The 26,671-nt window shown below is 62.6% G+C and carries 26 protein-coding genes; 16 read left to right on the forward strand and 10 right to left on the reverse strand.

All coding sequences use genetic code 11. From position 1 onward, the window contains the following. Positions 1-3: 3 nt before the first annotated feature. Positions 4-2,613 (reverse strand): bifunctional lysylphosphatidylglycerol flippase/synthetase MprF, encoded by a 2,610-nt coding sequence (gene mprF / locus AC2FNZ_RS18515; protein WP_496841563.1) that lies wholly within the window; start codon positions 2,611-2,613, stop codon positions 4-6. Positions 2,614-2,714: 101 nt separating this feature from the next. Further along, complete coding sequence (locus AC2FNZ_RS18520) at positions 2,715-3,143, reverse strand: Lrp/AsnC family transcriptional regulator (protein WP_496841564.1); 429 nt, start codon at positions 3,141-3,143, stop codon at positions 2,715-2,717. Between the two features lie 86 nt (positions 3,144-3,229). Between AC2FNZ_RS18520 and rocF the strand changes: the two genes are divergently transcribed. From rocF to ocd, 3 genes are read left to right on the forward strand one after another with little or no spacing between them, the layout of a single operon-like run. Continuing rightward, positions 3,230-4,150: an arginase gene (gene rocF, locus AC2FNZ_RS18525; RefSeq protein ID WP_170371210.1), complete on the forward strand. Its 921-nt coding sequence runs from the start codon at positions 3,230-3,232 to the stop codon at positions 4,148-4,150. Further along, complete coding sequence (gene ctlX, locus AC2FNZ_RS18530; protein WP_496841566.1) at positions 4,150-5,070, forward strand: citrulline utilization hydrolase CtlX; 921 nt, start codon at positions 4,150-4,152, stop codon at positions 5,068-5,070. Before rocF ends, ctlX begins: the two co-directional genes overlap by 1 nt. Positions 5,071-5,080: 10 nt before the next feature. Beyond that, a complete protein-coding gene (ocd, locus tag AC2FNZ_RS18535; protein ID WP_496841568.1) occupies positions 5,081-6,121 on the forward strand; it encodes an ornithine cyclodeaminase in 1,041 nt (346 codons plus the stop codon). Positions 6,122-6,293: 172 nt separating this feature from the next. Here the strand turns inward: ocd and AC2FNZ_RS18540 are convergent, their stop codons facing one another. From AC2FNZ_RS18540 to AC2FNZ_RS18550, 3 genes are read right to left on the reverse strand one after another with little or no spacing between them, the layout of a single operon-like run. Beyond that, complete coding sequence (locus AC2FNZ_RS18540; protein WP_093961833.1) at positions 6,294-7,697, reverse strand: TRAP transporter large permease; 1,404 nt, start codon at positions 7,695-7,697, stop codon at positions 6,294-6,296. Between the two features lie 3 nt (positions 7,698-7,700). Next, positions 7,701-8,330 carry a TRAP transporter small permease subunit gene (locus AC2FNZ_RS18545; protein ID WP_093961832.1) on the reverse strand — a complete coding sequence of 210 codons (630 nt, stop codon included), beginning with the start codon at positions 8,328-8,330 and terminating at the stop codon, positions 7,701-7,703. Positions 8,331-8,388: 58 nt separating this feature from the next. After that, positions 8,389-9,405 carry a C4-dicarboxylate TRAP transporter substrate-binding protein gene (locus tag AC2FNZ_RS18550; protein ID WP_496841662.1) on the reverse strand — a complete coding sequence of 339 codons (1,017 nt, stop codon included), beginning with the start codon at positions 9,403-9,405 and terminating at the stop codon, positions 8,389-8,391. Between the two features lie 429 nt (positions 9,406-9,834). Between AC2FNZ_RS18550 and acs the strand changes: the two genes are divergently transcribed. From acs to AC2FNZ_RS18590, 8 genes are all read left to right on the forward strand, one after another. Then, positions 9,835-11,799, forward strand: coding sequence for an acetate--CoA ligase (acs, locus tag AC2FNZ_RS18555; RefSeq protein ID WP_496841569.1), 1,965 nt, complete (start codon positions 9,835-9,837; stop codon positions 11,797-11,799). 7 nt (positions 11,800-11,806) lie between these two features. Next, positions 11,807-12,490, forward strand: coding sequence for an adenylate kinase (locus AC2FNZ_RS18560; protein WP_496841571.1), 684 nt, complete (start codon positions 11,807-11,809; stop codon positions 12,488-12,490). Between the two features lie 182 nt (positions 12,491-12,672). Then, positions 12,673-12,957, forward strand: a complete 285-nt coding sequence (locus AC2FNZ_RS18565) for a DUF4212 domain-containing protein (RefSeq protein WP_093962930.1) — start codon at positions 12,673-12,675, stop codon at positions 12,955-12,957. Between the two features lie 15 nt (positions 12,958-12,972). After that, the gene (locus tag AC2FNZ_RS18570; RefSeq protein WP_496841572.1) at positions 12,973-14,757 is read left to right on the forward strand and encodes a sodium:solute symporter family protein; all 1,785 of its coding nucleotides are present in this window, start codon (positions 12,973-12,975) and stop codon (positions 14,755-14,757) included. Positions 14,758-14,865: 108 nt separating this feature from the next. Beyond that, positions 14,866-16,689 (forward strand): DUF294 nucleotidyltransferase-like domain-containing protein, encoded by a 1,824-nt coding sequence (locus AC2FNZ_RS18575; protein ID WP_496841573.1) that lies wholly within the window; start codon positions 14,866-14,868, stop codon positions 16,687-16,689. A 30-nt stretch (positions 16,690-16,719) separates the two neighbouring features. Beyond that, entirely contained in the window at positions 16,720-17,238 is a 519-nt protein-coding gene (locus tag AC2FNZ_RS18580) for a hypothetical protein (protein ID WP_496841574.1), read from the forward strand. Positions 17,239-17,240: 2 nt separating this feature from the next. Continuing rightward, positions 17,241-18,653 (forward strand): 3'-5' exonuclease, encoded by a 1,413-nt coding sequence (locus AC2FNZ_RS18585; RefSeq protein WP_496841576.1) that lies wholly within the window; start codon positions 17,241-17,243, stop codon positions 18,651-18,653. Between the two features lie 86 nt (positions 18,654-18,739). Beyond that, positions 18,740-19,240: a flavin reductase family protein gene (locus tag AC2FNZ_RS18590; protein WP_170586295.1), complete on the forward strand. Its 501-nt coding sequence runs from the start codon at positions 18,740-18,742 to the stop codon at positions 19,238-19,240. Here AC2FNZ_RS18590 and AC2FNZ_RS18595 read toward each other — a convergent pair whose 3' ends face one another. The 4 genes from AC2FNZ_RS18595 to AC2FNZ_RS18610 are packed head-to-tail and all read right to left on the reverse strand — an operon-like array spanning position 19,241 to position 21,667. Beyond that, a complete protein-coding gene (locus AC2FNZ_RS18595) occupies positions 19,241-19,720 on the reverse strand; it encodes a DUF6505 family protein (RefSeq protein ID WP_496841578.1) in 480 nt (159 codons plus the stop codon). Next, positions 19,717-20,415, reverse strand: coding sequence for a biotin/lipoate--protein ligase family protein (locus AC2FNZ_RS18600; RefSeq protein ID WP_496841580.1), 699 nt, complete (start codon positions 20,413-20,415; stop codon positions 19,717-19,719). Before AC2FNZ_RS18600 ends, AC2FNZ_RS18595 begins: the two co-directional genes overlap by 4 nt. Then, entirely contained in the window at positions 20,412-21,473 is a 1,062-nt protein-coding gene (locus tag AC2FNZ_RS18605; protein WP_496841581.1) for an Mrp/NBP35 family ATP-binding protein, read from the reverse strand. Before AC2FNZ_RS18605 ends, AC2FNZ_RS18600 begins: the two co-directional genes overlap by 4 nt. Then, entirely contained in the window at positions 21,470-21,667 is a 198-nt protein-coding gene (locus AC2FNZ_RS18610) for a DUF6494 family protein (protein WP_496841583.1), read from the reverse strand. The genes AC2FNZ_RS18605 and AC2FNZ_RS18610 overlap by 4 nt, the downstream gene beginning before the upstream one ends. A gap of 63 nt (positions 21,668-21,730) precedes the next feature. On the opposite strand from AC2FNZ_RS18610, the gene AC2FNZ_RS18615 reads away from it, so the two are divergent. Continuing rightward, positions 21,731-22,459, forward strand: a complete 729-nt coding sequence (locus tag AC2FNZ_RS18615) for a c-type cytochrome (RefSeq protein WP_496841585.1) — start codon at positions 21,731-21,733, stop codon at positions 22,457-22,459. Here AC2FNZ_RS18615 and AC2FNZ_RS18620 read toward each other — a convergent pair. Then, entirely contained in the window at positions 22,453-24,408 is a 1,956-nt protein-coding gene (locus AC2FNZ_RS18620) for a 4Fe-4S binding protein (protein WP_496841587.1), read from the reverse strand. The genes AC2FNZ_RS18615 and AC2FNZ_RS18620 overlap by 7 nt on opposite strands. Before the next feature lie 252 nt (positions 24,409-24,660). Here AC2FNZ_RS18620 and AC2FNZ_RS18625 point away from each other — a divergent pair, with 252 nt between their 5' ends. From AC2FNZ_RS18625 to AC2FNZ_RS18640, 4 genes are all read left to right on the forward strand, one after another. Continuing rightward, positions 24,661-25,215: a DUF3305 domain-containing protein gene (locus tag AC2FNZ_RS18625; RefSeq protein ID WP_480726714.1), complete on the forward strand. Its 555-nt coding sequence runs from the start codon at positions 24,661-24,663 to the stop codon at positions 25,213-25,215. Then, positions 25,212-25,781, forward strand: coding sequence for a DUF3306 domain-containing protein (locus AC2FNZ_RS18630; RefSeq protein ID WP_496841589.1), 570 nt, complete (start codon positions 25,212-25,214; stop codon positions 25,779-25,781). Before AC2FNZ_RS18625 ends, AC2FNZ_RS18630 begins: the two co-directional genes overlap by 4 nt. Positions 25,782-25,785: 4 nt before the next feature. Beyond that, complete coding sequence (locus tag AC2FNZ_RS18635; protein ID WP_496833116.1) at positions 25,786-26,397, forward strand: TorD/DmsD family molecular chaperone; 612 nt, start codon at positions 25,786-25,788, stop codon at positions 26,395-26,397. A gap of 61 nt (positions 26,398-26,458) precedes the next feature. After that, positions 26,459-26,647: a twin-arginine translocation signal domain-containing protein gene (locus AC2FNZ_RS18640; RefSeq protein WP_005983760.1), complete on the forward strand. Its 189-nt coding sequence runs from the start codon at positions 26,459-26,461 to the stop codon at positions 26,645-26,647. The last annotated feature ends 24 nt before the right edge of the window (positions 26,648-26,671 follow it).

Below are 26,671 nucleotides of genomic sequence, written 5' to 3' on the forward strand. Positions count from 1 at the left end.
GCGCTATTTCGTCAGGCCCGTCAGGCCGCCAGAGATCAGGATGTTCACCTCGTACAAGATGCGCGGCGCGGCCAGACCGCCTGGGCTGGCCAGATAGTTGGGGCTCCATTCCGGGTCGAACTTCTGCTTGAAGGCGCGCAGACCCTCGAAGTGGTAGAACTGCTCGCCGTGCTCGTAGACGAAACCGCCGATCCGGTTCCAGAGCGAGGCGAGTTGCCGGTTTTCGATCCCGGAAAACGGCGCGGCCCCCAACGAGAACCAATGAAACCCTTGGCCGGCGCCCCAGTTCATCATCTCGGCGAACAGAGCATCCATGACAAAGCTGGGGCAGTCGGGCGCGTACCGCATCAGATCCAGCGACAATTCCGACTTGTTGCCGCCCTGAAACAGGTTGGCAAAAGCCACGATCCTACCCGTCTCGCCGTTCTTCAGAACCGCATGATCGAAATAGGACAAGTACTGCTCGTCGAACCCGCCCAGGGCAAAGCCCTTTTCCGCGCCCGCCTTGCCTTCCAGCCAGTGATCCGAGATCTGGCGCAGTTCGGGCAGGACAGGTCCCAGCTGTTCTTTGGGAATGATCTCGAAGACATACCCTTCACGCTCGGCCCGGTTCCGGGCCTGACGGAACCGCTTGCGGGATTTGCCGTCCAGCGTGAAGTCCTTCAGCGGAACACGGGCGACTTCACCGATCTTGAGGATCGACAGCCCGAGGTCCAGAAACGTAGGCAGATACTTGGTGGACACACTGTAGAAAGCGCAGAGCTTGCCTTCGGCGTCGGCCATCTCGCGCAACTGCCAGATCAGTTGCTGGCCGGCGGCCTCATCGCCGACAGGCTCGCCCTTGCTGATCAACGCGTTGCCGGAATCGGCATAGGCCAGAAAGGCGCTTTCATCTGGCGCGATCAGGAACTGCTTGTCGCCGGTCAGGCTGATCTGCGCCTCGGTGTCTTCGCTGGCCATTGCCAGACGTTCGACCGCCGCGGGGATCTCGGTGCGTTGACGTGCGGGGATCGTGCGTCCGAACAACGAGTTCACGGCCACCACCCCGACGATCACCGCCACCACCATGCTGGAGCGCAGGAACCGCGAGGCATCGCCGTTCCATGCAAACTCCCACCACAACGCGTTTTCGTATTCGACATGGGAATAGGCGAACAACCCGATCCAGAAGATCACCGCCAGCAACGTGAGCAGGCTGACCAGCCAGGGAATGTTCAGTCGGAAGATGGATGCGCCGCTGACCCGGTAGAACGCCCCGCGAAACAGGGCCAACAAACTGATGGCTGCAAGCATTCCGACGGCCTCATGCGTATCCAGCCCCTTGGCCAGTGATGCGAAGAACCCGGCCAGCATCAGGATCATGGCAACGATCCATGCCCGGTACAGCTTGCGGTACAGCCCCCTCGCCACAAGCAGCAGCAGAACGCCAATGGCGCTTCCGGCCAGATGCGATGCCTCGACGAAGGATAGGGGCAGAAACTCGCGCAGGATCCCCAGTTTCGTCGAGCTGGCAGGCAAGGTGCCGGACACCAGAAGAACCACACCGGCCACTGCTGCAATACCGGCAGCCACCATCGGCACGATTGGCCGGACGGCCCGATAAAACCAGGTGGCCGCGCCGCTGATGTGATGCCGGTGTGCCAGCGCCGAAGCGATAGCGATCGACAGGCTTGCGATGGCAAATGGCAAAAACGTGTAGACAACCCGGTAGAGCAGCAAGGCGGCAATCACGTCCGACCGGCCCGAGGCCCCCAGCCCTGCGATCAACGTGGCCTCGAACACACCGATTCCGCCCGGCGCATGGCTGAGAATCCCAACTGCGATTGCGCAGATATAGATCGTGAAGAAATAGGGATAACCGACGCCCAGATCGTCGGGCATCAGAACGTAAAGAGCCATCGACGCGCCGAACAGATCCCCGATTGCGGCCAGTGTCAAAAGGCTGGCCAACTTGCCTCCGGGCAGGTCAAATCCCACCCCGCCAAAGGACAGCCGACGCCCGCCTTTGGCCAGCCATACAAACAGCACCAGCAGACCGGCCAGCAGGACGACCCCGATGACCGTTTCAAGCGTTCCGCTGATCGGCAACGCTTGGGCGATCCCGTCTGGATGAAGCGTCATCATTCCGCCGAGGATCAGGATGAGGCCCATCCAGAAGGCCACCCATGATGTGGCGATCACGCCCGCGACCCGTCCCAGATCCAACCCCAGCGACGCATAGATCCGATAGCGGATCGCCGTGCCCGTGATGTACGAAAAACCAAGGCAATTCGACACCGCATAGCCGCTGGCCCCGGCCATCGCCGCAATGCGAAGGGGGACCGTTCCCCCCGCCACGCTCTGCACGGCGAAGACGTCATAGAAGGACAGAGACAGAAAACTGAAAGCCGTCCAGAACACGGCAAGGAACATCACCCGCCAGGATGTTCCGGCAATGTCAGACTGAACGTCCGACCATTTCACATGGCTCGACAGGTCGTGCAGTACCGTCAACGCGATCAGCGTTATCACCACAGGTATAGCCAACCTGACGACCGGCTGCTCCAACAGACCGGTCACCCGGGCAATCAGGATCTCCGCCCGCGAGTTTTCGCCTGGGTCTGCTGTGCTCATATTGATTTCCCTGCCCATGGGCTTGATCAAGCCTGCGGGAAAACTCTTGCACAAATCGCTTGGTATTCAAAGCTATGCCGCGCCGGTGAATGGCGGGCGGTTCAAAAGCGGCCTTTTCGAGTGGACAGAAGCAGATTGGTCTCAGATCTGGTGACGCCTTCGATGCGGCGGATCTGGAACAGAACTTCGTCCAGTTCGGCCAGCGTTTCGGTCCCGATCTCGGCGATCAAGTCCCATCCTCCGTTGGTGGAATGCACCGCCCGCACCTGCCGCATGGCTGCGATCCGGGCCATGATGCGCTCGGTCCCGCGCCCTTCGATTTCCAGCATCATCAGCCCGCGCACCGGGCTTTGCGCGACGTCCCGACGGGTCAGGACAGTAAAGCCCACAATCTCACCCGATTGCTTGAGCCGCTGCATCCGGCTGCGCACGGTCGTCCGCGTTACACCCAGCACTTCTGCAAGCTCTGACAGCGACGCGCGAGCGTCTCTGTGAAGGGCGCTGAGCAAGCGGCTGTCCAGATCGTCCATTTCGTGTTTCCAATTTGGATTTTCAGATTTCATTTTGAGCATTTTGCCTCCTTCACGCAACCCGCATTGCACCGCTAAATGAACGTATGGATACCAAATCAGTCATTCTCGTTGGTGCCGGCATGGACGTCGGCAAGCGGCGCCAGGGTTGCCGGATGGGACCCGACGCGTACCGGGTGGCCGGAATTGCCGAGGCTCTGTCCGACCTCGGGCACACGGTCACAGACTTTGGCGACACCCGCCCGGACACTGTCGACATGCCGCAACATGATCACCTCTTTGCCCTACCCGAATGCGTAGGGTGGACGCGGGCTTTGAAACGGGTCGCGCAACAGGCGGCCCAACAAGGTCTGCCGATCTTTATGGGGGGCGATCATGCCCTGTCGATGGGCACGGTCTCTGGCATGGCCGCCCATGCGCAGCAGATCGGGCGCCCGCTGTTCGTGCTTTGGCTGGACGCGCACAGCGATTTCCACACACCCAACAGCACCGGCAGCGGCAACCTGCATGGCACGCCGGTCGCCTATTTCACCGGCCAGCCCGGGTTCGACGCCTTCCCCGCGCTGGCGGCCCCCGTTCCGACCGACCGCGTCGGCATGATCGGCCTACGCTCGGTCGATCCGGCCGAGCGCGCCGCACTTGAAAAAGACCGCGCCATGCTGGCCGACATGCGCAGCATCGACGAACACGGTATCAAAGCTCCGCTGATGGCCTTTCTGGACCGCGTCCGCGCCGCGAACGGCATTCTGCATGTCTCGCTGGACGTGGATTTCCTGGACCCCGCCATCGCGCCGGCTGTGGGCACCACCGTTCCCGGCGGCGCCACCGAACGCGAGGCGCATCTGGTCATGGAACTGCTGCACGAAAGCGGGCTTGTCTGCTCGCTGGACCTGGTCGAACTGAACCCCTTTCTCGATGAACGCGGCCGAACCGCCAAACTGATGGTCGACCTGGCCGCCTCGCTGCTGGGGCGCCGCATCTTCGACCGCATTACCCGGAGCTTCTGATGCATTCCCTTCAGGCCCCTTCGGCCGTGGTCATGGTCCGGCCACATGCCTTTGCCTCGAACCCCGAAACCCGCGACGACAACGCGTTCCAGACCCTGGCCAACCGCTCGGCCGAGGCGACCTCGGCCGCGGCCCGCGACGAACATGACCGCGCGGTCGAGCAGCTGCGCAACGCCGGCGTGACCGTGCATGTGTTCGACGATTTCGGCGACAACGACACGCCCGACAGCGTGTTTCCGAACAACTGGTTCTCGACCCATCCGGGCGGGCACGTTGCGATCTATCCGATGTTCGTTCCCTCGCGCAGGCGCGAACGGCGGATGGATGTGATCGAGATGCTGAAACGCGACTATCGCGTTCAGGACGTGATCGACTATTCCGGCCTCGAGCAGGACAACCTCGCGCTGGAGGGCACTGGTGCGATGGTGCTCGATCACGTCGGGCGCATTGCCTATACCGTCAAATCCAACCGTGCCGACCCGGTGCTGCTGGAACGGTTCTGCACCCATTTCAACTATGAGCCCATCGCCTTCGAGGCCCGCGACGCGCAGGGCCGAGATGTCTATCACACCAATGTTCTGATGGGGATCGGCACACACTACGCCCTGATCTGTCTGGACATGATCACCGACCCCGAGCGGCGCGCGACCGTGAAGGCGCGGCTCGAGGAATCCGGCCGCACGGTGATCGACCTGACCCACGGCCAGATCGCTGAATTTTCCGGAAACGCCATCGAACTGACGGGCCGCGACGGGCTGGTTCTGGCGCTGTCCAGCCGGGCTTTGGCCTCGCTGCGCCCTGATCAGATCGACATCATCCAGGACAGCGCGACGCCCCTGCCGCTGTCCGTTCCCACCATCGAAACCGCCGGCGGGTCGGTGCGCTGCATGATCGCAGGCATCCACCTGTCACGCCGCTAGGAGAGACCCCATGCAACCTTCCGACAAGGCGCTTGTTCCCTTCGTATCCGTCGACAACATGATGCGGCTGATCCACCACATCGGTGTCGAAAGAATAATCACCGAGATCGCCGCCCAGATCGAGGACGACTTCAAACGGTGGGAGAGCTTCGACAAGACCCCACGCATCCCGGCCCACTCCCCGCATGGTGTGATCGAACTGATGCCGACCTCGGACGGTGAGGCCTATGGGTTCAAATATGTGAACGGCCACCCCAAGAACACGTCCGAAGGCCTGCAGACCGTCACCGCATTCGGCCTGCTTGCGGACGTGTACACCGGGTATCCGACCCTGTTGACCGAGATGACGATGCTGACGGCGCTGCGCACCGCGGCAACCTCGGCGCTGGTCGGCAAGTACCTGGCCCCAAAGAATGCGTCCACGATGGCGATGATCGGCAATGGCGCGCAGTCCGAGTTCCAGTGCCTGGCCTTCAAGGCCATGTGTGGAATTGACACCGTTCGCCTTTATGACATCGATTCCGCCGCCACCGCGAAATGCGCGGCCAACCTGCAAGGGACCGGTTTGAACGTGCTTTCGTGCCGCTCGGCCGAAGAGGCGATCGAGGGCGCGCAGATCATCACCACCTGCACCGCCGACAAGAAATACGCCACCATCCTGACCGACAACATGGTCGGCCCGGGCGTGCACATCAACGCGATCGGAGGCGACTGCCCTGGAAAGACCGAATTGCATCGCGACATTCTTCTGCGGTCCGACATTTTCGTGGAATACCCCGAGCAGACCCGGATCGAAGGTGAAATTCAAGCTCTGGACCCTGACCACCCGGTCACCGAGATGTGGCAGGTCATCACCGGTCAAGCCGAAGGTCGCCGTGACGACCGGCAGATCACTCTGTTCGACAGCGTCGGTTTCGCGATCGAGGACTTCTCAGCCCTGCGCTACGTCAAGCGCGCGATCGAGGGAACCGAGTTCTTCGAGCCACTGGACATGCTGGCGGACCCGGACGATCCGCGCGACCTGTTTGGCATGCTCATGCGGGCCAAGTGAGCCGTTTCGCCCGATTTTGACGTTATAGGCCGGATGGGGGCGCTGCCCCCGTTCAGTCTTTACGGGGCTGAGCTATTGGGTCAACTGCGGCACCGAAGCTTTATGCAGCCAGAAATCTCTGTGCGCGCGGCAGAGCCATGCATCACAGTCCCTGCTTGGATTGCCCAAAACCTCAGCCGGCAAGCGATGGCAGATACAGAACGATCGCCGGAAACGCCACCAACAGCGCAATGGTCACCGCATCAGCGACGAAGAACGGAGCCACGCCCTTGAACACATCCTGAACGCTCAGGTCCGGGCGCACGCCAGCGACCACGAAGCAGTTCAGGCCGATGGGCGGCGTGATCAGACAGAACTCGGCCATCTTGACCACCAGAATACCAAACCAGATCGCGCACATGGGTCCGGACATACCGAATGCGCTGTCGGCCGCGCTCACCGCCTCGCCCCCGTTCAGGGCCATGACGGCAGGATAGACCACCGGCAGTGTCAGCAGCAGCATCCCGATTGCATCCATGAACATGCCAAGCACGGCATAGGCCAACAGGATACAGATCAATATCAGCATGGGTGACATATGTAGGGAAGTGATCCAATCCGAGAACGCTCCGGGCAGGTCGGCAAAACCCAGAAAGCGCACGTAGATCAAGACACCCCAGATGATCGAGAAGATCATCGCCGTCAGCTTGGCGGTTTCCAGCAACGCCGACTTCAGCTCGGTCCAACGCATGCCGTGAAACAGCGCAAAGCAGAATACGATGAATGCACCGATTGCGCCGCCCTCGGTCGGTGTTCCCCACGCCTTGTCACCGAATGGGTTGTAGACAAAACAGATGATGATCAGGATTACCGCGAAGATCGGCAGCGCGCCGGGCAAGGCGGCAAAGCGCTGTTTCCAGGTAAAGCCCCGCACCGGCGGACCCACGTTTTTGAAGAAAACCGCGATTCCGATGATCAGCAATCCGTAGATCACTGCCGAAAACGCACCGGGGATGAACCCGGCGAGTAGCAGTTTGCCCACGTCCTGCTCGACGATGATCGCATAGATCACAAGGATCGCGGAAGGTGGGATCAGCGACGCCAAAGTACCACCTGCGGCCACGACGCCTGCGGCAAACCTTTTGTTGTAGCCGACGTCCAGCATCTCGGGGATGGCAATGCGGGCAAAGACCGCCGACGTCGCCACCGACGCGCCTGACACGGCTGCAAAGCCAGCCGTCGCGAAAACCGTGGACACTGCCAAACCGCCCGGCACCCAGGCGACCCAGCGCTTGGCCGCTTCGAACAAAGCCCGGGTCAAACCCGCGTAATAGGCCAAGTATCCGATCAGGATGAAAGTTGGGATCAGGCTGAGCGTGTGCGAGGCCACTTTGGAATGCGGCACCTGCCCCGCCGTCTTGACGGCAACGGTCAAAGCCTTGCCAAACCGATCCGGGTCATATCCGAACTTGGCCCAAAATATCCAGACCAGCCCCACCAACCCTGCGAGGCCTGCGGCAAACGCAACGCGCATGCCCGCGACGACAAGAACCAGCAGGCCGCCCGTGACCCACAGGCCGATTTCAATCGTGTCCATTTGTCAGTCCTGCCTCTCAAACTGCTCGGCTTCGGCCGCGGCCTGCGCGGCGGCGTCCTGGATCAGCGGCACCGCAACCGGAGATTCCAGCCCCAACAGGAACGCCCGACCATACCCCCAGATCTGGAGACACAACCGCAGACACAAAACGGAGAAGGCAACTGGCGCCAACAGCTTGGCGGGCCAGATCGGAATACCGATGTCGATCGAGCTGTCACGGCTCCACATCGGTGCGCCGAAATCAAACGATCGATCGAAATGGGACCAGCTGCCCCAGACCAACGCCAACATCAGGACAAGGATCAACACGACCGAAATCAGCTCGAACAACCACATTGCGCGCCCGTGCAGACGTGCAATCACGATGTCCATGCGGATGTGCCCGCCGTCCCGTTGAACGTAGGAAATGCCAAGAAATGCGATCAGAGGCATGGCCTGCTCGATCCAGTCGACATAGCCCGGCAATGGGGCGTTGATCGCGTTGCGGCCGCTGACGGACACAACAGCCAACACCATCAAACCGAAAACGGCGATGCCACTGAGAAGGGCCAGAAATCGTTCAAGTCGCAGCAATTGCCGGTCGAGACGGCTCAGGAGGCTGCCGTCCTCCAATACCGTGGCGTGTCCTGCCATCCGGTTGTCCCCTGTTCCAGATGATTCCGGGGGCATTTCAGCCCCCGGCTGTTTTTTATCAGTTGCCGCCGCGCTGCTGCTTCAGCGTTGCCTGCACCAGATCATACAGATCCTGCGCCGGCAGGCCTTGCGCGGACATGTCGGCAATCCACTGGTCGCGGATCGGGTCGGCCGCCTTGGCACGGAACTCGTCCAGAACGGAGTCATCGATCATGACTTTCTGAACGCCCTTTTCTCCAAGTACACCATCCCACTTTTTCAGCAGCTCACCGTAGTTGGTCAGGTAGTGGTCAATCGCCTCGTCGATCGAGCTGTCCAGCGCCTCACGGTGCTCCGGCGGCAATGCTTCATAGGCGTCGATGTTCACGACCACCGGGCAATTCACCGTGCCGGGGTTCAGGTTCGCGGTCCACCAGTCGGCCTCATTGATGGTGCCGAACGACAGGTGTGCGTGCTGGGCAAATGCGACGGTGTCCACGACACCGGACTGCATCGCATTATAGGCTTCGGTCGCCGGAACCGATGTCGGAACGGCACCAACGGCCTCGAATGCCTGACCAAGGCCCCCGGTCGCACGAACGCGCATACCTTCAAACTCTGCCAGTTCGTCACGCGGCTCGCCTGTCCCGACCAGATTGTACTGCGGCATCGGCGAGGTCATGAGGATCCGAGCGTTCCACTTGGCCATCTCTTCCTTGACCGCAGGGTGATCATAGACCGCGTGGCTGACGGCCACTTCCTCATCCAGTGTGTTCACGCCCAGAAACGGCAGTTCCAGAACGGTGATCGCGCGGTTCTTGTCGCGATGGTAACCAGCGCAGAACTGGGCCATCTCGAAGGCGCCGATTTCGATGCCGTCCAGGTTTTCCTTGGGCTTGGAAAGGCCGCCATAGCTGACGTTGATGGTGAACGCGCCGTCGGTTTTCTCGCTGACCAGTTCGGCCAGTTTCTCAACATGTTCGGTGAAGGCGCGGCGCTTGCCCCAGACCGAGGCATTCCACTCGGTCGCAGCCGCCTCGGTGACAAAAGCAACGCCAAGGGCGGCGATGGCCGCTCCGCTCAACATCTTGTTCATAATGATCTCTCCCATTGGTGCACCCCCTCCCGGGGCGCTTGCGAGTCAAGCTAGCGCCAACATCGACACGTGCCAAGCCCCGCTGCCCGAATGGTACACCCGCGCAAGCGGTGATTTCTGCACGGCCCAGAAAGCCGGGCCGACACGTTCGACCCACAGGAGAAAAGACGTCGCCCTGGAGCGTTAACAGTTCTTAGTTCTTTAAATTATTGTTTTTTATCATGTTATCGAAAACTCAACTCTGTCTAATTTACAAAATCCCCCCTGAAACGGAAAGTTGTTTACAAACAAATCCAAGTATTACGGCAATTTATTTCTTTCTTTTCTCGAAGGCGTATTATCCCGACCGGGGAGGAAACGGATCGACAATGCCAATCAATTGGGCAAACTCGGTCCACCTGAAGTCCAGTCAGAGGGAGGAGCCTCAGAATGACCACCGCTGCCCAGGCAGAAGCCAAGGTATTTCCGCCATCCGCAGAAACCGTCGCTCGCGCTCATGTCGATGCCGAAAAATACACCCAGATGTACGAGGCATCTGTCAACGACCCCGTGAAATTCTGGGGTGAGCATGGCAAGCGGATCGACTGGATCAAGCCCTACACCCAGGTCAAGGAAGTCAACTACGATTTCGGCTCGGTGAAGATCAACTGGTATGCTGACGGCACGCTGAACGTCTCGGCCAACTGCCTGGACCGTCACCTGAAGACCCGCGGCGATCAGACCGCGATCATCTGGGAACCGGATGATCCGAACGACGAAGCCCAGCACATCACCTATGCCGAGCTGCACCGCCGCACATGCCGTATGGCCAACATCCTCGAATCGATGGGCGTGCGCAAAGGCGACCGGGTCGTCATCTATCTGCCGATGATCCCCGAGGCCGCCTATGCCATGCTGGCCTGTGCCCGCATCGGCGCGATCCACTCGATCGTGTTTGCTGGCTTCTCGCCCGACGCGCTGGCCGCTCGGGTCAACGGTTGTGACGCCAAGGTCATCATCACCGCCGACGAAGCCCCGCGCGGCGGCCGCAAGACTCCGCTGAAATCGAACGCCGACGCCGCGCTGCTGCATTGCAAGGACACGGTAAAGTGTCTGGTGGTCAAGCGCACCGGTGGCCAGACCACCTGGATCGACGGGCGCGACTACGACTACAACGAAATGGCGCTGGAGGCCGACGACTATTGCGCCCCGGCCGAGATGAACGCCGAAGACCCGCTGTTCATCCTCTACACCTCGGGCTCGACCGGGCAGCCGAAAGGTGTGGTGCACACCACGGGTGGGTATCTGGTTTACGCCGCGATGACCCACGAAATCACCTTCGACTATCATGACGGCGACATCTACTGGTGCACCGCCGATGTGGGCTGGGTCACTGGCCACAGCTATATCGTCTATGGCCCGTTGGCCAATGGCGGCACCACACTGATGTTCGAAGGCGTGCCGACCTATCCCGACGCCTCGCGGTTCTGGCAGGTTTGCGAGAAGCACAAGGTCAACCAGTTCTACACGGCACCGACCGCGATCCGCGCGCTTATGGGTCAGGGCAACGAGTTCGTAGAAAAATGCGACCTGAGTTCCCTGAAAACACTCGGCACGGTGGGCGAACCCATCAACCCCGAAGCCTGGAACTGGTACAATGACGTGGTCGGCAAGGGCAAATGCCCGATCGTTGACACCTGGTGGCAGACCGAGACCGGTGGCCACATGATGACCCCCCTGCCCGGCGCGCATGCGACCAAGCCCGGCTCGGCGATGAAGCCCTTCTTTGGCGTTCAACCCGTCGTGCTGGATCCGCAGTCGGGTGTCGAAATCACCGGAAACGGAGTCGAAGGCGTGCTGTGCATCAAGGACAGCTGGCCGGGCCAAATGCGTACCGTCTGGGGCGACCATGAGCGGTTCGAGAAGACCTATTTCTCGGACTACAAGGGGTATTACTTCACCGGTGACGGCTGCCGTCGCGACGAAGATGGCGATTACTGGATCACGGGCCGCGTCGATGACGTGATCAACGTTTCGGGCCACCGCATGGGCACCGCAGAAGTCGAAAGCGCGCTGGTGGCTCACGCCGCTGTCGCCGAAGCGGCCGTCGTTGGTTATCCCCATGAAATCAAGGGCCAAGGCATCTATTGCTACGTCACCCTGATGAATGACCGAGAGCCCTCGGATGAATTGCTGAAAGAGCTCCGCACATGGGTCCGGACAGAAATCGGCCCGATCGCCAGCCCCGACGTGATCCAATGGGCCCCGGGCCTGCCCAAGACGCGCTCGGGCAAGATCATGCGCCGCATTCTGCGCAAGATCGCCGAGAACGACTTCGGCTCGCTGGGCGACACCTCGACCTTGGCCGACCCGTCCGTCGTCGAAGATCTGATCGCCAACCGGGCCAACAAGTGAGGGCGTGATGCAGGTTGAAACAATCACAAAGCCCGCTGTCCTGATCCTTCTCGGCCCTCCGGGCGCAGGGAAGGGCACACAGGCGCGAATGCTGGAACAGAAATTTGGCCTAGTGCAGCTTAGCACCGGCGACCTGCTGCGCGCCGCGGTTGCTGCCGGGACCGAGGCCGGAAAGGCCGCAAAAGCGGTGATGGAAGCCGGCGACCTAGTCAGCGATGATATCGTCATCGCGATCCTGCGCGATCGCATTGCCGAGCCCGATTGCGCGCGCGGTGTCATCCTGGATGGGTTTCCCCGCACCACAGTTCAGGCCGAAGCGTTGGACAAGCTGCTGGCCGAAAACGGACAGAAGGTTAATGCGGCCATCAGCCTCGAGGTCGAGGACGCCGAGATGGTCACCCGGATCTCCGGACGCTACACCTGTGCAATGTGCGGTGAAGGCTATCACGATCAGTACAAGCAGCCGAAGTTAGACGGTGTTTGTGACAAGTGCGGCAGCACCGAATTCAGCCGCCGCGCCGATGACAATACCGAAACTGTGGCGTCCCGGCTGGAGGCCTATCACGAACAAACCGCGCCTCTGATCGACTACTACAAGGATCGCGGCGTACTCAGAAAGCTGGATGCCATGGGGCAGATCGATCAGATCGCCCGTGGCCTGGAAAGCATCGTGGGCGACGCGATGCGGTAAGGGGAAGAGGACTCCCCAAAGCGGGCACTGACCCCGACACGAGTTTCTTCAACGGAACCGCTCTGGCGGACCGGAGAAGCTTTGCCTGGCGCCATCGCGGCGCTCGGCGCAATCGAATGGCGGCCCTACGCCGGAGGACAAATGCACCGGGCCGCCCTGGAGGAACCAAGGAGGAAACCGCAATGGCGGATAATTCAACAAACTCCGCGCAGACTGCCGAGTCCGACAAGGGCTATTGGCAGGCAAACCTGCGTCTCATCTACATCAGCCTCATCATCTGGGCGCTGGTATCTTTCGGGTTCGGCATTCTGCTGCGCCCGTTGCTGTCGGGCATCGCCGTCGGCGGCACCGACCTGGGCTTCTGGTTCGCGCAGCAAGGCTCGATCCTGGTCTTTCTGGCGCTGATCTTCTTCTACGCCTGGCGCATGAACAAGCTGGATGCCGAATACGGCGTCGAAGAAGAATAAGGGAGCGACGGAACAATGGATCAGTTTACCATCAACCTGCTGTTCGTGGGCGCGTCGTTCGCGCTCTACATCGGCATCGCGATCTGGGCCCGCGCGGGGTCCACGTCGGAATTCTACGCCGCCGGGCGCGGCATTCACCCGGTCACCAACGGCATGGCCACGGCGGCCGACTGGATGTCGGCGGCCTCGTTCATCTCGATGGCGGGCCTGATTGCCTTTACCGGCTATGACAACAGCTCGTTTCTGATGGGCTGGACCGGCGGCTACGTGCTGCTGGCGCTGCTGCTGGCGCCCTATCTGCGCAAATTCGGCAAGTACACGGTTTCGGAATTCATCGGCGACCGTTTCTACAGCCAAACCGCGCGTGTCGTGGCCGTGATCTGTCTGATCGTGGCCTCGGTCACCTATGTGATCGGCCAGATGACCGGCGTCGGCGTGGCCTTTGGCCGCTTTCTGGAGGTGTCGAACACCACCGGTCTGCTGATCGGCGCAGGCGTCGTGTTCGCCTACGCGGTGTTCGGCGGCATGAAGGGCGTGACCTATACTCAGGTCGCGCAGTACTGCGTGCTGATCACCGCCTACACGATCCCGGCGATCTTCATCTCGCTGCAGCTGACCGGCAACCCGATCCCGGCCCTGGGCCTGTTCGGCGACACCGCCGGTGGCGAGTCGCTGCTGACCAAGCTGGATGCCATCGTGGCCGAGCTGGGCTTTGCGGAATACACCGCTCATCATTCGAACACGCTGAACATGGTTCTGTTCACCCTGTCGCTGATGATCGGCACCGCCGGTCTGCCCCACGTCATCATGCGGTTCTTCACCGTTCCCAAAGTGTCTGACGCACGTTGGTCGGCCGGTTGGGCGCTGGTGTTCATCGCGCTGCTGTACCTGACCGCCCCCGCGGTTGGCGCCATGGCCCGCCTGAACATCACCGACATGATGTGGCCCAATGGCGGTATCGAAGGTGGCGCGGTTTCGGTCGAGCAGATCGACAACGATGCCCGCTATGACTGGATGGCCACCTGGCAGAAAACCGGCCTTCTGGACTGGGAAGACAAGAACGGCGACGGCAAGATCCAGTACTACAACGATCAGAACGCCGACATGCAGGCGCTTGCCGAAGAAAAGGGCTGGGTCGGCAACGAGTTGACCAAGTTCAACCGCGACATCCTGGTTCTGGCCAACCCCGAAATCGCCAACCTGCCGGGTTGGGTGATTGGTCTGGTCGCGGCCGGTGGTCTTGCGGCTGCGCTTTCGACCGCTGCGGGCCTGCTGCTGGCAATCTCGTCGGCGGTGTCGCACGACCTGATCAAGGGCTCGATCAACCCGAGCATCTCGGAAAAGGGCGAGCTTCTGGCGGCGCGGATCGCAATGGCCGTGGCCATCGTGGTTGCCACCTATCTGGGCCTCAACCCTCCGGGCTTCGCGGCGCAAACCGTGGCGCTGGCCTTCGGTCTGGCGGCGGCCTCGATCTTCCCGGCGCTGATGATGGGGATCTTCTCGACCCGCATCAACAACACCGGCGCGGTCGCGGGCATGCTGGCTGGTCTGACCGTGACCCTGGTCTACATCTTCCTGCACAAGGGCTGGCTGTTCATTCCGGGCACCAACTCGTTCACCGATGCAGACCCGCTGCTGGGTCCGATCAAATCGACCTCGTTCGGTGCGATCGGTGCCATGGTCAACTTCGGCGTCGCCTATGTGGTGGCCGGCATGACCAAGGAAACCCCGCAGGAGATCAAGGATCTGGTCGAAAGCGTACGCATTCCCCGTGGTGCGGGCGCGGCTCAGGACCACTGAGCCGGATGCGGTCCGCGATGATGCATCACGGGCCGTTTCCCTCGACCAACTTTTCCCGCCCGGCTAACCCCCGGGCGGGGCTTTTCATTCAAGCGGACGGGCGAACCCATGGCACTTTCACCTGATAAGATCACCCGGTTCCTGAAATCCGTGCACCCCTATGACGCGCTGCCTGTCGAGGAGCTGGCCGACATCGCCGCCCGGATCGAAGCGCGCGAGATCGCAAAGGGCACCGTCATCTATCGCCGCGGCGCGCAGTTGCCCGGCCTGTTCATCATCTACGAAGGCCAGGTCGAGATCACCGACGAAAACGGCGCGGTCGTATCCCATCTGGGCCTGCGCAACTCGTTTGGCGAGCGTGGGCTGATGCGCGACGGGCGCGCGGTGACTACGGCAACGGCTGACGCGCGCTCGGTTCTGCTGATCATCCCCACCGACCTGTTTTCCGATCTGCTCAAGCGCCACGTCGTCATCGCCAAATTTTTCAACCGGGCCCGCCCCGCGCGGCCGGAACAGCAATCGCTTGCCACCACCCGTGTCGAAACTCTGATGGCGCGCAAGCCGGCCACCTGCACCCCGGACACGACCGTTCAGGAAGCCGCGCGCCTGATGCGCGACCGGGGCATTTCGTCGGTCTGCATCACCGAGCGCGGCGCGTTGCGCGGCATTGCCACGGTGCGGGATTTGTCGGGCAAGGTCGTGGCGGGCGCCCTGCCCCCGACGACCCCGGTGTCACAGATCATGACCTCGGACCCGCTGACCCTGTCGCCCGGTGACATCGGCTCGGACGTGCTGCACGCGATGCTGGAACGCGGCATCGGCCATATCCCCATCACCGAGGGCGGGCGTCTGGTCGGGATCGTCACCCAAACCGACCTGACCCGGTTCCAGGCCGTCAGCTCGGCCGAGTTGGTCAGTCGCATCGCGCAGGCCGGGTCGGCGACCGAGATGGCCGCGGTCACGGCCGAGATCCCCAACCTGCTGGTGCAACTGGTGGCGGGCGGCAACCGGCACGAGATCGTCACCCGCCTGATCACCGACATCGCCGACGCCGCGACGCGCCGGCTGCTGGCGCTGGCTGAGCAGAAACTGGGCCCGGCACCCGTGCCCTATCTGTGGCTGGCCTGCGGCTCGCAAGGCCGGCAAGAGCAGACAGGCGTGTCCGACCAGGACAATTGCCTGATGCTGGATGACAGCGTCACCGATGCCGACCTGCCCTATTTCGAGGCGCTGGCCAAATTCGTGTCCGACGGGCTGGATGCTTGCGGGTATTTCTATTGCCCCGGCGACATGATGGCGACCAATCCGCGCTGGCGGCAGCCGGTCCGGGTCTGGCGCGACTATTTCAACGGCTGGATCGCCAAGCCCAACCCCGAGGCGCAGATGCTGGCCTCGGTCATGTTCGACCTGCGCCCCATCGGTGGCCGGTTCGATCTGTTTTCAGACCTGCAGGCCGAAACTCTGCGCGCGGCCCGGGCGAACTCGATTTTCGTGGCGCACATGATCTCGAATTCTCTGAAACACACGCCTCCGCTGGGCCTGCTGCGCGGGATCGCCACGATCCGCTCGGGCGAGCATCGCAACACGCTGGACCTCAAGCACAACGGCGTGGTTCCCGTGGTCGATCTGGGCCGCGTCTACAGCCTGCAGGGTGAATTGACCGAGGTGAACACCCGCGCGCGCCTCAAGGCCGCCGAGGCCGCCGGGGTGCTCAGCCCGTCGGGCGCGCGGGACCTGCTGGATGCCTATGACCTGATCGCGGAAACCCGGTTGAACCATCAGGTCAAACAGATCAGGAATGGCGACAAGCCCGACAACTATCTTGCGCCGTCTGAATTGTCGGACTTTGAGCGAAGTCATCTTCGGGACGCGTTTGTCGTGGTAAAGACGATGCAATCCGCGGTCGGGCACGGCAAGGGGATGCTGGGGTAAAGACCCCGGCAGTAAGAACGGAGGAGGAAGATGTTTCTTGAGCTGATCGGCACGATCTTTGCGGGCTTTGCCATCGCGGGCCTCGTGATGGGTTTGAACCGGCTGACAGGTGGCCATCTGCCGAAATGGTCGGCTCCGGTTGCGGCCGGCTTGGGCATGATCGCGGTCACGATCATCAGCGAGTATTCCTGGTACGACCGCACCCGGGACGCCCTGCCCGACGGCCTGACCGTCGTGCAAGAGGTCGAAAGCCGCGCGCTCTATCGCCCCTGGACCTATGCGGTGCCCTATGTCGACCGGTTCGCGGCCGTCGATACGGCCTCGTTGCGGACCAATGCGCAGGTGCCGGATCAGCGCCTGATCGACCTGTACTTCTTTGGCCGCTGGGCGCCGGTGTCCAAGATGCCGATCGCGGTGAACTGCACCGAGCACAGCCGTGCAAGTCTGGCGGACGGGGCCGAGTTCGCGGATGATGGGCGTCTGGTCGGTGCCGATTGGGTGCCGGTTGGCGCGGACGATCCGGTGGTCTCAGCTACTTGTGAGGCCTGACAATGCTGACCCGCCTGAGCCTGCGCCTGAGAATTTTTCTGTTTTTCTGCTTGCTTGCCGCGGGTGGCATCGCCATCACCCTGATCGCCCTTTGGCTTGGCCTGCGCCGGGCCGATCCGAATGATCTGACCAGTGCTTTCGTGTTCAGCGGCCTGCTGATCTCGTTTGGCTTGCTGGGGCTGGTCGTCGGAGTCTGGCTGCTGTTCGACGACAACGTGGCCAAACCGATCGAACGCCTGTCGGCGCAGCTGCGCGCGCGGGCTCATGCGGGCGTGGATACCGATCTCGACCTGCAGGCGGCGCGCTATCTGGGTGATCTGGCCCCCGCCGCCGCCAGCCTGGCCGAACGTCTGGCCAGCACCGCCCTGTCCACCGCCGAAGCCGTGGCTGCCGAAACCGCTCATCTCGCCTCTGAGAAGGAACGTCTGACCGCGCTACTGTCCGAGATACCAGTCGCGATGCTGCTGGCGGGGCCAAACCACCAGATCGTTCTGTACGACGCGCAGGCCGCCGAGGTTCTGGCGCAGATCGCCCATCCCCGTCTGAACGCCTCGCTGTTCGACTACCTCGAACGCAAACCTCTGCTGGACGCTTACGAAAAGCTGGCGAAAACCGGCATGGATGTCTATTGCACCCTGGCAAGCGTGGACGGACGGCAGACCTACACGGCACGCATGAAGCCGCTGGGCGATGCGCCGGGCTACATGCTGATCTTCGAAGACAGCGTCGCCCGTATCCCGCCCGAGGCCGCGCGCCCTCTGGTCTATGATTTCGACCTTCTGGACACCCCCGGCGACGAGGCGTTCGAGAACCGCCCCCTGTCGCAACTGTGTTTTGTGGTTTTCGACACCGAAACCACCGGTTTGCTGCCGCACAAGGACGAGATCGTGCAGATCGGCGCCGTCCGTGTCGTCAAGGGGCGCATCGTCGAGGGCGAGCGGCTGGACACGCTGGTCAATCCGGGCATTCCGATCCCGCCGGCCTCGACCAAGGTTCACAAGGTCAGTGACCGTATGGTGCAGGACGCACCCGACATCGCGGAAGCCGGGCGCATGTTCCACCACTTCGCCCGTGATGCAGTGATCGTGGCGCACAATGCACCTTTCGACATGGCGTTTCTGCGCCGTCATGCCAAGCGCATGAAAGTGACGTGGGATCATCCCATCCTGGACACGGTTCTGCTGTCGGCCGTTCTGTTCGGAGCCAGCGAAACCCATACGCTGGACGCTTTGTGCGAAAGACTGGGCGTGGAAATTCCCGAGACGCTCCGCCATACGGCTTTGGGGGATGCGGTTGCGACGGCTGAAGCGTTGGTGCGAATGTTACCGATGTTGGCTGCACGCGGAATGCAGACCTTCGGCGACGTAATCGTAGAAACCCGCAAGCACGGTCGGCTGCTGGAAGACCTGAACTGACTCAGCTTATTGATCGCGATACAGCTTTTCGTGGACAATTCTGCTGCGGCATGGCACCCCGTGCCCGTCCACCACACGAGCGCGCGATGACCGAAAGAACATTCAAACCCGGACACGATCAAAGCATGGCCTTCCGCGAGGCCTTGGGGTGCTTTGGCACTGGTGTAACGGTCGTGACGACCAGCACCTCGGAAGGGCCGTCGGCCATCACCGTCAACTCGTTTGCATCGGTGTCGCTGGATCCACCATTGGTCCTATGGTGTCTGGCAAAAGAGTCGAACCGTTACGGGGCCTTTCAAGCGGCGCAACATTACTCGATCCATGTCGTGGCCGAGGATCAGCAGGACCTGGCCCTTCGTTTTGCACGCAATGGCCTCGATTTCTCGCATGCAGACTGGTCCCCGGATCCCAAAGGACGACCGCAGCTGAGCCAGTGTCTGGCCCGATTTGACTGCACATTGTCTGCCCGCCACGAGGCCGGGGATCATCTGATTCTCGTGGGAGAGGTCGAACAGGTCATGTACCGCACCGGCAAGGGCTTGATCTTCAAGCGCGGACAGTTCGGCGGTTTTGCCGACCTTTTGTAATCACTCGTCCAATGACCCGTGCACGGCAAAGGCCTCCAACTCGGCCTCTTGCGGCGTGATCACCCGAAAAGCCTCGTGAACGCCGGACTCGGTCAGGCTGCGGGCAACGGTCAGCAGGGTGTTGGGGGCATGATCGTCACACAACTCGGACATGTGGGCCAGCTCGGCCCGGGCCACGTCCAGCGCCGCCTCGACCGACGGCGCGCCGTAAAGGCGCACGAAATGCTCGGCCAGGTTGGTGGCCAGCCGCTCCATCTCGGCCGGCTCGATCTGCGTCACCGCTACGAAGGTCACGCGCCCGAAGGTCTCGAGCCCCAGCCACCCATTGGCAAAGGCCTGGCGCGCTTTGCCGGCCAGGTCGGCCTCGCCCCAGTTCGAAAACTCGAACCCGCCCGAGATGCACCACTCGCCCGTTCGGGCGGGTGAGTGAAAGACGTTCAGGTCGCTTTGGTCGAAATGAATGGCGCGGGCCAGATTCAATGGGCGTCCTCCAACAGATGGGTCAAGGGAACAATCTGCGTATCCGCCCCGTTCCGCAACAGCATGCCGAACCGCTCATCGGCCCCGAGAAACACGCCGCGATCACCATAGGGCTCTCCGACGCCCTGCAGCAAGCCCATCCATTCCACGTGCAATGGTGCGTTGCCATCCTCGGACCAGCGGTTCAGCCAGGTCAGCATGTGACGCGACCAGCTTTCGACCAGCTGCACCGGGGACACATCCGCGCAGCCTTCGTCATACAGGGCCGTCACATCGGGCGACTTGCCGGGCTCGTCCCCGATTTGCAGCAAGGCCAGTTCCCAGCCGACGACCAGCCAGTCGGGCACGGTTTCCGGATCGGAGGTCGACGCGGCCGCACGAAATCGGCCACACCGGGCCCCGTTGACGAAAATCGGACCATCCCAGCCAAGATGCACCGCCACCTCGGGCGGAGCCAGCGCGCCCAGCGCGTTCTGGAACCCGACGGCGCACAGCGGCAGCATGGCCATTGCGTCCTGCAAGGGCACCTCGGGTGCAAAGACGATGGCCGCGCGCAGGCGATCCGCCTGGATGTTGTAGACGACGCTGCCCGCGTCGCAGCCCAGCGCCGCCATGGCCTGTGCGTGGTCGAACGGGTCTTCCCCACCCTGTACCGGGTGCCCGGACAGCAACGGGGGAAAGACCGGCTGTGTCATGCCTTGCCCGCGGCGATCAGGTCGCGGGCGATCTTGCGGAAGGCCTCGGCCTGCGGGCTGTCAGGTTTGCTGACCACGATCGGTGCCCCGCCATCAGCGGCCACGCGGATATCCAGATGCAGCGGGATTTCCCCAAGCAACGGCACACCCAGTTCGGCGGCTTCGGCGGCGACGCCTCCATGACCGAACACATGTTCCTCGTGCCCGCAGTTCGAGCAAATATGCGTGGACATGTTCTCGATCATGCCGACGATCGGCGTCTTCAGCTGGCGGAACATGTCGATGCCCTTGCGCGCGTCGATCAGGGCCACGTCCTGCGGGGTCGAGACGACGATGGCACCATCCACCTTGAATTTCTGGCTCAGCGTCAGCTGCACGTCACCGGTGCCGGGCGGCAGGTCGACGATCAGCACGTCCAGCGCGCCCCACTGCACCTGGCTCATCATCTGCTGCAGCGCGCCCATCAGCATCGGACCGCGCCAGACCACCGCCTGACCTTCGTTGGTCATCAACCCCATCGACATCATGGTGACCCCGTGGTTGCGCAGCGGCAGGATGGTCTTGCCGTCGGGGCTCGCCGGCCGTCCGGACACGCCCAGCATGCGCGGCTGCGAGGGCCCATAGACATCTGCATCTAGCAGACCGACCCGCCGCCCCTCAGCCGCTAGCGCACAGGCCAGATTGGCCGAAACGGTGGACTTCCCGACCCCGCCCTTGCCCGAGGCCACGGCGATGATCCGGTTAACCCCCGGCACCGCCTGCGGCCCGGTCTGCGAGGGTTTGGGCTTGGGTTTCAAATCCGGCGGCGCCTTGTCGGAATGCGCGGTCAGCATGGCCGAGACCTTGGAAACCCCGTCGACCATCTGCGCCGCCTTTTCGGCGGTGGCGCGCACCGGTTCCATCTTGTCGGCATTCTTGGGGTCGATTTCGAGAACGAAGCGCACGGTATCGCCCTCGACATTCAGCGCGCGGACCACGCCCGCGCTGACGATGTCCTGCCCCGAAACCGGGTCGGTGATCTTCTTCAGGTTCGCCAGAACAGCGTCGCGGATGCTCATGCGTCGCCGTCCTTGATCTGGCCGGTCACGACATGTTCGACGTCTAGGCCGTCAATCGTCAGGACCATCTTGGCCTCAAAGCTTTTGCCTGCCGGATCGCCCTCCTTGCGCAGCGCGTCTTCGATGGCCTGCTGGCTGGTCACGCCAACCTGTTTGAGGAATTTGCGCATCGACATGTTGTAATCGCCGCTCATCGCCGTTGTCTCCGTCTTGTTCGTTCATTTGACGCATTCGCCCTGTCACCGTTAGGCTGGGCCATGCGCTTTGTTCTTTTGTGCCTGAGCCTGACGCTCTTCGCCAGCCCCTCTTGGTCGCAGGAGGAGATTGGTCTGGCCGCGCCGGAAGATGTCGCACGCTCGGGTCTTTTGAAACATATTCTTCCGCGCTTCTCGCTCAAGACCGGAATCCGCGTTGTCGCGGATGATGCGGGCGCGATGGTTCTCACGGTCGGGCCACCGGGACAGCCGGTGTTTCAGCGCGGCGGCGACATCTATCACCTGCGCATTCAGGACGAGACGCGGCAGGCCCGTTTTCAGGATTGGCTGATGTCCGATGTGGGCAAGCGCACCGTCGAAAGCTTTGCACCGACCGAGGGCGACCCGTTCTCGGCCAGTTTCGAAACGGTCGCTGCGCCCGAGTCCGATGCCATCGAAGGCGACGCCGTGCTGGGCGAAAAGCTGTCGCTGACCCATTGCGGGCGCTGTCACGTGATTGGTCCGCAGAACCGAATGAACGGGTTGGGCTCTACTCCGTCCTTCGCCGTACTGCGCGCGATGCCTGACTGGTCGAACCGATTCCAGGCGTTCTTCGCCTTGAACCCGCACCCGTCCTTTACCCAGATCGAGGGGATCACTGCGCCCTTCGACCCCGAACGCCCTCCGCCCATTCACCCGCTGAGACTGACGCAGGACGAGCTTGAGGCGATCCTGGCGTATGTCTCGGTCATCCGCGCGGCCGATCTGGGGGCGCCGCTCAAGCTTCAGTGATCTTTGCGCTTGCTGAAGTAGTCATCGGTGGTAACGACCTTGGGCTTGGGCTTTGAGGTAAATGGGTTATTCTCGCTGTGGAACTGCGCCTGGACACGGCAATCGTCACACATCTGGATCATCTTCGCCTGCTCGGACGAGGCGAACATCGGATGGCTGCCGGCCAGCTTCTCCATGATCCGCTCGACCGTCGATTTCACCCCGAACAGAGCACCGCATTCGATGCAGGCAAAGGGCTCCTCCTCGTTCAGCACACGCGGCGACAACGCGCGGTCGCTCAGGTCCAGTTCTGGCACTAGGGTGATCGCGCTTTCGGGACAGATGGTCTTGCACAGCCCGCATTGCAGGCAGGCATCCTGCTGAAAGTTCAGCTGTGGCATGTCGGGGTTGTCGATCAATGCGCCTGACGGGCACAGCGACACGCAGCTCAGGCACAGGGTGCAGGCCTCGGTGTCCACCGCCACCGCGCCATAGGGCGCGTGTTCCGGCAGAGGCAGCGACTCGGACGCATCAGGGCGCAGCGCCTGCGCCGCCAGCCGCGTAATCTGGCGCCGGTTGCCCAGCGGCAGAACTGGCTGGGCCAGTGGCTGCGGCACGTCCTGCGTATAGAGCAGATCGGCCAGCACATCGGGATCGGAGTCGTCGATCACTCCAACGACGTCCGCTCCGGCGATGGCCAGCGCCAGCGGCAGTTCGCGCTGCAACGCATCCCGCTCGGTCGTCGGGGCCAGCAGGATGTCCACCCGCGCAAAGCCATGAGCCAAGGCAGCCAGCATCTCGGCATGTCCAAAGCCGGACACCACACCCAGTTCCAGCGGAATCACATCGGCAGGCAGCCCGCGCCCGAACCGCGCGGTCAGCCGGATCATCTCGGCCCCGTGGGCGTCATGCACCAACAGGCGCGGGGCACGCCCTCCGGCCTGACGAAAGGTCGCCGCCAGGGTCTGCATCCGCGCCAGCAGGGCCGCCACCGGCGGATCCTCGTAGCTGATCGCGGTCGAGGGGCACAGGGCCGCGCATTCACCGCAGCCCGCGCAGACCATCGGGTCGATGGCCACGTGGTCTCCGGCCGGGGTGATGGCCCCGGTGGGGCAGATGTCCAGACAGTTGGAACAGCCCACCTGCCCGGCCCGCGAATGGGCGCACAATGTTTCTTCGAGCCTGACATACAGCGGCTTTTCAAAGGTCCCGACCAGCTGCGCCGCGTCAAAGGCCAGCCGGGCAACCGCCACAGTATCGCGCGGATCGGCGCGCAGGTAACCTTCGCGCTTGTCCGGGGCCGTCACGAAAGGCGTCCCCCCCGCCAGGTCGATCAGCACATCGCAGGCCGACACCGCACCATCGCGCGGCGGGGTCCAGGCAAACGCACCGCGCCCCGCCGGATCAATCTGCTGCAACGCATCCAATCGCAGGGTGAACCCGCCCAGCGCCCCCGAGACCGACCGGACCCGCGCGCGCACCACGTCATAGGCTCGGCTGTCAGGCTGCGCATCATCGGTGACGACCACCGTCACCGCCATCGTGTCCGACAGTCGCTGGGCCAGGTCAAAGGCAACCTCGCCCGGCCCGATGATGCAGGCGGTGCCTTCGCTGATGACATCCACGCTGGGCGTGATCGGCTGCTGCAACAACGCCTCGGCGGCCAGGGCGGCCATCTTGGGCATCGCCGCGCGCGCCTGATCGGACCAGCCGGCCCGGTCGCGCAGATCGACAAAGCCGGGGTGATCCACGCCCAGTTCCTCGGCCAGCTCTTGAAACACTTGAGCCTCTTGCCCACAGGCGATGACAATCTGGTCATCCGACTGCATCAGCTTGGCCACAACGGTCAGTTCGGTGGTGCACAGCGCCGTGTGGACCTTGCTGCATTCAGCACCGCAGGCAGCCGATATCCCCTGCCCGTCCAAGGCCTGACTTCCGGCGCAATCACACAAGACCAATTTGGTGACCATTTTCCCCCCGCATCTCTCCCTTGCCCCTAACCTTAGACCCAAACGCCGCCCATGCAACGTGTGGCGGCCGGTTCTGGTCAGAAACTCTGTGTCGCCCGCCAAAGACCGTTGATCGCCGCCGCGACCCATTTGCGACGACTTTTTTCCAAATCACGACCATTTCAGGCCGCTGCGGACTTGGCACGTGGCCCATTTGTGTACCATAGTGAACCTAAGGGAAAGCAGGGGAGAGCTTTTCCGGGGAGGATCAAAGTGGCCGAGGCCGCAAAACAGATCGAAATGCCGGTTGGCGTCGTCGTGCGCAAGACACCGGGGGTCACGCGCTGGGCCCGGTGGAATTGGCGCGCGGTTGCGGTGCTGCCCGGCGCCCCGCCCGCTGACTGGGTCGAACTGCGCCGCGAGGGCGATGCGGTCGAATACCACGCCGCCACCCTGCCCTTGAAACTCTGGTCCGATGAAACCGAGGCCTATATGGCCAATCTCTCGGACAGCCAGCCATCACTGTATCTTGTCCTGCGTGACGATGCAGAAGGCGATCGCCCACTGAACGCGTTTCTGATCACCGCGTCACCTTATGAAGGTCAGGACTATGCCGATACCGGTGAAGAGATCGTGGAAAAGATCCCGATGACCGAAGGCCTGATTGCCTGGGTGCGCGATTTCACTCTGGCCCATCACCACGATGAGGTGTTCGTCAAACGCCGCCGCGACAAGAAACGGGTGGATCTTATGGAAGACGGCAAGGGCGATGCGCGCATCCGGCAGGCCTCGGATGTCTACCGCGCCCCGCGGAGGGCCGTGCAATGAGCGCTCGTCAGGATTTCTGGTCTCGCCGCAAGGCCGCCGTGCAGGCCGAAGCGTATTCCGAACAAGAGGCCCTGACCGCGCAGGAGATCGCCGCGCGGCAGGCCGAACTGGAAGAAAAGACCGACGCCGAGATCTTGGCCGAGCTTGACCTGCCCGACCCTGACCTTCTGCAGGCGGGCGACGATGTTTCGGGCTTCATGGCCAAGGCCGTGCCGGACCGTCTGCGCCGTCGCGCCTTGCGGCGCTTGTGGCGGTTGAACCCTGTGCTGGCGAATGTGGACGGGCTGGTCGATTACGGCGAGGATTACACCGACGCCGCCTGCGTGGTCGAAAACCTGCAGACGGCTTACCAGGTGGGCAAAGGCATGTTGCGCCATATCGAGGCGCTGGCCGAGCAGACGGAAGCCGAAGAACAACCGGTCGAGGCCGAAGCCGAGCCAGCAACCGAAACGCCCGAGCATGAAGCCGAGCCCGCGCCCCCTGTCGAAGTGGCAGACGCCATCCAACCGGATGAGGACGAACACCCCCCGGCCCCGCGGCGCATGAAATTCGAATTCGAAGGATGACCCGATGAACATTCGCGACCCGCAGACGTTCGAGATTTCCACCGAGGACCGTATGCGCGCGGATTTCTACAACTTTCTCGGCCTGCTGCTGGCCACGCCACCCGACCAGACCCTTCTGAGCCAGATCGCTGCGCTGTCGGGGGACGAGACCGATCTGGGTCAGGCCATTCAGGCCATGGCCCGCGTGGCCAAGGTGACCAAGCCCGAAGCTGCCGAGCGCGAGTTCAACGCATTGTTCATCGGGCTGGGGCGCGGAGAACTGCTGCCCTATGCCAGCTTCTACCTGACCGGATTCCTGAATGAGAAACCGCTGGCGCAGCTGCGCAACGACATGGCGGCGCGGGGCATCACCCGGGCGGCAAACGTGTTCGAACCCGAAGACAACATCGCCTCGCTGATGGAGATGATGGGCGGCATGATCGTCGGCCGTTTCGGCGGCCCGGCCGCGTTGGAAGATCAAAAGACGTTCTGGAACAAGCATATCGGCCCCTGGGCCGAGCACTTTTTCTCGGACTTGGAAGCAGCCGAACATTCGGTTCTCTATGCCTCGGTCGGCACCGCCGGCCGGGTTTTCATGGAGATCGAACGCGAAGCCTTCCGCATGACGACGCACTAGGCGGCCGTCATTCGCTGGCGCCCCGGCGGGCGCTGAACCGCAAATGGGAAAGGAGGATCCCATGAGCAAGACCAAGGAGACCGGCGCCAGCCGCCGCGACTTCCTGAAACTGGCGGGCACCGCGGCCCCGGCAGCCGTTGCAGCGGCCAGCCTGGGAACCGAGGCCGAAGCGGCCGAGCAACCCTCGGACGAGACCCGCATTCAGGACACGGCGCATACCCGCGCCTATTTCGACAGCGCGCGCTTCTAGGCCGCCCCGGCGACGCCCGGCGCA

The sequence above is a fragment of the Ruegeria sp. SAZA006 genome, assembly GCF_059613465.1.